Below are 4,822 nucleotides of genomic sequence, written 5' to 3' on the forward strand. Positions count from 1 at the left end.
ATCAAGCGATTGCTAAGTTTTATCATTACAAACGTCGCCTTTCCCAATCGCTCAGCTATCTACAACTGTAGTACTAGGCTGATAGTCTTCACGATCTTCTCCTTTAATTACTTCCAACCGATTGCACTAAATATTCACTCGCTTTCGCTGTCACCCTAACAATGCTTGCGTGTCTTTTCGCCTTCAGCAGATCGGCATATTAAAGCGTATTCATCTACGAATTACAGCTCAATTATCACTCTCTCGTTCCTTATATATTTTGGGATTGAACTGATGAAACTATAGAAAGTCCCTCTAAACCCATGTCAAAAGGAAGCTCATCAATGACTTTCCTCTTGAGTTTTCTAGTGAACATTAGACGGGTGTAGCGGCGGGTAAACGGGTCAAGGCGAAGAAGTTGCTCCGCTAACTCCGCCGCTCTAGCAATCAGTTTTTCGCGTGGATGAACCTCATTGACCATACCAATTTGTAACGCTTCTTGAGCTGTAAGCTTTTGCATTGTCAAGAGAAAGTAATGTCCCCGAACGTCACCCATTGCAGCTGGATAAAGAATCTGCACTCCGTCTGCTGGCACAACTCCACCACCTACTGATAGATGCTGGTTGTCTTGAAAATATGCATCCTCAGCAGCCAAGATAATATCCGCCATCAAAGCATACTCACCATGAATCGGAGCCGGACCGTTGACGGCTGAGATTACAGGAACGCTGATGTCAAGAAAATTGTAGAGTAACTGGCGAGCTTCTGTTAGTATCGCATACCAGCCAATAGGTTTAGTAATGTCGTCCACAGTAGAAAAGTCAATGTGGGTGATCCAGCTATCGCCAGCACCTGTGAAGATAACAACCTCATTCTGGCGATCGCGGGCAATCTCACCAAATGCTTCCGCAAATTCTCGATGAGCTTTGCCCGTATGGATATGAGAACCACCATTCGTATGCATTGTGACCGTAAGAATGCCAGAGTCGGTGCGCTCCATCATCAAGTTTTCATATTTATTCTTGTATTCGTGAAAACTCGTCATATTCTTTAAACCTCCATAGTAGGACGAATCAAGATTTCGTTGACCTGAACGCGCGGATGTTGCGTAACTGCATACAATACAGCAGCAGCAATGTCTTCGCCTTCGAGCATTGTAATTATGTCTAAGTATTGCTCGGCGGCTGCCTTAGCTTCGACGTTGGTAATGCGATCGACTAACTGAGTTGAGACTGCGCCTGGTTCAATGCACGTTACACGGATGTTGTCCTTATGAACCTCTTTTCGCAGTGCATCAGAAAATGCTACAACGCCGTATTTTGTCACATCGTAAGCTGCAAAGCCCGATCGTGTCTCGCGTCCGGCTGTTGAAGATATGTTAACAATGTGACCGCCGCCCTGCTTCTTCATTAATGGCAGCACAGCTTGAGTAACATACATCAAGCCCAACACATTAATGTCGATCATCCGCCGCCAATCTTCAGTATTTGCTTGCTCGATAGGCGCGGGCAGCATAACACCCGCATTGTTGACCAAAATGTCTATGTTACCCAACCCAGCAGCCTTGTTTACCATTTCTCGTACTTGCGTTTCATCAGCTACGTCAGTAACAATCGGCATTGCTTGTCCACCGGACTCGGAAATGCGCTTTACCAGTTTCTTCAATCGCTGGGTGCGTCGTGCTGCGAGCGCCACCTTTGCTCCAGTGGAAGCTAGAGCTATGGCTGTTGCCTCACCAATACCAGAGGAGGCTCCAGTTACTAGCGCCACCTTTTGTGCCAATTTGCCTTCAGCCATCGATTGTTTCTCCTTTGTGAATCAGCCAGTGTCAAAGATTACTGGTTGCTTATTGGCAGAAGTTGCTCACAAACTCTATAAATTCAAGGTTTTGGCTACAGAAAGCTTCCGCCGTCCACGCGAAAGTTGGCTGCATTAATATAATCGGCAAGAGGACTTACCACAAATGCCACTAAGTTAGCGACATCCTCCACCTTTCCTAAATGACCTGCTAGAGTGCCCACCCACTCTGACAGCATATGTTTTTCAATATCTACCCAATCTGTCCCCCATCCTCTCTGCTTGGCAGCATCCAAGAAAAATTTCTTGATGTTGTCATTAACGATGACTCCTGGTGATATGGTATTGACTGTGATCCCTGTCCCAGCAAGCTCTTTAGCAAGGCTCACCGTCATATTGACGTTCACCGCTTTCGTCGCTGCATAATCAGGCATTTGTGGAAAAGGCTGCATCGCCTCGCCACTAGCAATCTGAATAATGCGCCCCCAGCCTAGTTTTTTCATCCTCGGCACGAGATGACGAATTAAGCGCACCATTGAAACCACATTGACGTTGTAAATGTGCGCCCAATCCTTTGCTGTAGTATCCATCCACCCGCTATTGCTGTAAATCCCCGCGTTGTTGATAAGAATATCCACGTCATTCAGCGCAGTCACTGCTAGGTCAGCAACTTGTTGTGCGCCTTCATCGGTAGCCAAGTCTCCAGTGACGGCAAAAGCTTTACCACCTTTGGCAACGATTCCCTCAGCAACTTTATTCGTTCGCGCTTGCTCTCGACCGTGTACAGCAACAAGCGCACCCTCTCGTGCCAGTACTTGAGCAATACACTCACCGATTCCTGTACTGCTGCCAGTCACGAGAACACGCTTGCCTTCAAGTTGTAGATCCATCCCTACCCTCCTATTCGAAATAACCGACCCTTTCCTGCTGCGGGCGTAACGCTGTCATCAATGTTGTTCCTGCTCGAAGCCTGCTGTCTCAATAGTCTCCATCAATTCGTCAAATCGACACACTCCCTGGTATTGCACTCCGTTAATAAAGAACGTTGGGGTCTGACGCACGTTGCTGCATAGTCCACTTAGGATGTCTTCCTGCACCTGCTGTTGATAGCGGTGTTGTCCGATGTCCTGTATTAACTGCTGCGGGTCAAGCCCTAAAGAAGTTAGATTTGTAACTGTCAAAGTATCAAGACATAACTCTGACGGGTGCTCGAACAGATAGCGATGCATCTGCCAAAACTGCCCTTGCGCTCCGGCTGCTTCTGCGAGTTCTGCCGCTTGCCATGCCCATAAATGATTGTCCGAAATCGGAAAGTGGCGAAAGACAAAGCAGAGATGAATACTCAGCCAGTGTTTAATTTGGTTGATGACCGGATAAACGGCTCGACAGTGCCGACAAGCGAAATCACCATATTCAACCAACTGCACAGGTGCATCAATCGGTCCAAGCTGGTAATCGTTCTGATGCACGGGAAGCAATAACACACTGACTAACCTCGCTGGTTGCCTAAATGCCTAGAAGTCTCTTCGTTGCTCATACTCCTAAGCCTATGCCAGGAGTTCACGAGCTTCTATCATCGATTTGCGAAAATTGTTGTAATCTTGCGAAAACTTTGGCGGCTACTCATCAAATCCAAACTCATCAGCGTCAACCGTTGATGGTTTGGATTTGATGCTCAAAGCGACCGACGAAAAGCGCTTGGCGTTGTCCCCGTCAGCTTACGGAACTGAGTAGTAAAGTGGCTTTGATGCGTAAAACCTAACCGGAAGCTAATGTCTGCAATGGATTCATCACCCTGACTCAGCAACGCCTTGGCACGCTCGATGCGCTGCTGAGTGTGATATTGATGCGGTGCGATTCCGGTTGATTGCTTGAATTGGCGTGCGAAATAATAGGGACTCATGCCGACTTGCACTGCGATGTCTGCTAGGGTAATGTCGGTTTCTAGGTGATTCTGAATGTAATCAATTGCCTGTTGCAGTTTATACGGAGGTAATCCCAATGTGGGCTGTTCTTGTACAGGTGGAGCGGCAGAATGATGTTTGAGCAGATGCGCCACCAAGACGTTGGTGAGCGAGTCAACATAAAGCCGTCCGCTCGGATGCTCGGATAATAGTTCCATTAATAACGCTCGCCCTAGCTGCTCGATCATCGGGTCTGGCACGTTAAAGCGATGGACGAGTTCGACGTGATTCGGGTCGATTCCCAGCACTCGCTCGGCAACGGTATTTACAAAGGTCGGCTCCAGTCGCAAGTGTAGAACATTCACGTTGTTTTGCCAATGCCATTCTGTTGCCTGACCTGCTGGCGTGATGATCGTGTTGCCTTTAACCACTCGTGCCTGCTGCGTTCGCCCATTGAACTGTTGAGTTAGCGTGTAAGGACTACCAAAGTTTAAGGTTACTAAGTGCTGCTGAAGTTGGGGTGAAATTAAACTGTTTGGGCGATGATGGTACTGTTGGGCAACAATGCCCATCCAGTTATATGGCTGGCTCGAAACGGTTGGTTGCTCAGGCAGAACCTCGAAAAGCTCAACGGCACTAGTAAGTTCTGGGATTGTAGATTTCGCTTCGGTCACAGCACTTGCCTCGATTTATTTCGATTTATTTCTCAGTCTGAAGGATCGTTTCTAGAATAAGATTGAATGCGTGCAACAGGATTGCCATCTAGACAAGGGCAGATGTTTGTTGAAACACTAAGGCTGTACTCTCCAACCGCGCTTATGCACCCCCTCGGTAGTTCTTGCCTTTTATACGTAGCAATCAAATGATTGGTAAATAAGAATTACAAGCTTAGCGTTGGTTTTTGTCCAATTGCTAAAAAAACGCCAAACTGAAGCCGGAATATTATTCAGTGGCATTATCCCAAGCACAAGAGATAGCAGGCGATCGCCCGATAACCGAGAAAGATGTTAGTCCTGCTGTTACTACAATGCTACTGAGTGACAAGAGCGTGGCAAAACGCAGGGTAGTGTTGCAAAAAGTGGTAGGCTAAAATAATTCTACTAGAGAAAATTTATCTGCGGCACCTGATGAATTCTAAAACC

The 4,822-nt window shown here is 47.1% G+C and carries 6 protein-coding genes; 1 reads left to right on the forward strand and 5 read right to left on the reverse strand.

Going from position 1 to position 4,822, the window contains the following annotated elements; translation table 11 throughout:
- Positions 1 to 250: 250 nt before the first annotated feature.
- The 5 genes from DSM107010_RS36765 to DSM107010_RS36785 all read right to left on the reverse strand — a co-directional run bounded on the left by DSM107010_RS36765 (position 251) and on the right by DSM107010_RS36785 (position 4,354).
- Positions 251 to 1,024, reverse strand: a complete 774-nt coding sequence (locus tag DSM107010_RS36765) for an enoyl-CoA hydratase/isomerase family protein (RefSeq protein WP_106169979.1) — start codon at positions 1,022 to 1,024, stop codon at positions 251 to 253.
- A gap of 5 nt (positions 1,025 to 1,029) precedes the next feature.
- Positions 1,030 to 1,776, reverse strand: coding sequence for an SDR family oxidoreductase (locus DSM107010_RS36770; RefSeq protein WP_106169982.1), 747 nt, complete (start codon positions 1,774 to 1,776; stop codon positions 1,030 to 1,032).
- 95 nt (positions 1,777 to 1,871) lie between these two features.
- Positions 1,872 to 2,666, reverse strand: coding sequence for an SDR family NAD(P)-dependent oxidoreductase (locus DSM107010_RS36775; RefSeq protein ID WP_106169985.1), 795 nt, complete (start codon positions 2,664 to 2,666; stop codon positions 1,872 to 1,874).
- A gap of 57 nt (positions 2,667 to 2,723) precedes the next feature.
- On the reverse strand, positions 2,724 to 3,260 hold the full coding sequence (locus DSM107010_RS36780) for a DsbA family protein (protein ID WP_106169988.1): 537 nt from the start codon (positions 3,258 to 3,260) through the stop codon (positions 2,724 to 2,726).
- Between the two features lie 191 nt (positions 3,261 to 3,451).
- Positions 3,452 to 4,354, reverse strand: a complete 903-nt coding sequence (locus tag DSM107010_RS36785) for a helix-turn-helix domain-containing protein (RefSeq protein ID WP_106169990.1) — start codon at positions 4,352 to 4,354, stop codon at positions 3,452 to 3,454.
- 275 nt (positions 4,355 to 4,629) lie between these two features.
- On the opposite strand from DSM107010_RS36785, the gene DSM107010_RS39160 reads away from it, so the two are divergent.
- A complete protein-coding gene (locus tag DSM107010_RS39160; protein ID WP_158631972.1) occupies positions 4,630 to 4,770 on the forward strand; it encodes a hypothetical protein in 141 nt (46 codons plus the stop codon).
- Positions 4,771 to 4,822 lie beyond the last annotated feature (52 nt).

Origin of the sequence: Chroococcidiopsis cubana SAG 39.79, from assembly GCF_003991895.1 — a bacterium.
In the GTDB taxonomy this organism is placed as follows: domain Bacteria; phylum Cyanobacteriota; class Cyanobacteriia; order Cyanobacteriales; family Chroococcidiopsidaceae; genus Chroococcidiopsis; species Chroococcidiopsis thermalis.